General features: G+C 63.6%; 1 protein-coding gene. It reads right to left on the reverse strand.

The genetic code is table 11. The features are described 5' to 3' along the window. Positions 1-503: amino acid ABC transporter permease (locus tag ACYP5B_RS45430; RefSeq protein ID WP_459573958.1), on the reverse strand; the 503-nt coding region annotated here is incomplete at both ends.

The raw sequence follows: 503 nt of genomic DNA on the forward strand, positions 1-503 counted from the left end.
ACCGCGGAGTTCTTGAAGATGTTCAGGAACTCCGAGGTCAGCGGCGGCACGATGACGCGGAACGCCATCGGCAGCAGCACGTGGCGGTAGGTCTGGGCCAGCGTGAAGCCCATCGCCAGGCCTGCATTCCGCTGGCCGGGGGGCAGCGAGTTGATCCCCGAGCGCACCTGCTCGCAAACCCGGGCCGCGGTAAAGGTGCCCAGGCAGAACATCGCCGCCAGGAATTGCTGGGCGAAGGGGTTCATCTGCTTGATGGCCTCGCCGCCGGGCAACAGCTCGGGCATGACAAAATACCAGATGAACAACTGCACCAGCAGCGGAATATTACGGAAGATCTCGACGTAGGTGGCGGCCAGGCCGGACAGCCACCTGTTGGGCACCGTGCGCAGTACGCCGAGTACCGAGCCGATGACGAGGGCGATGATCCACGACGAGAGCCCGAGTGCAATGGTGACCTTCAGGCCGGAAATCATCCAGTCCAGGTAGGTCTCGTTCTGGGCCGC

This window comes from Cupriavidus sp. 8B (assembly GCF_054589115.1).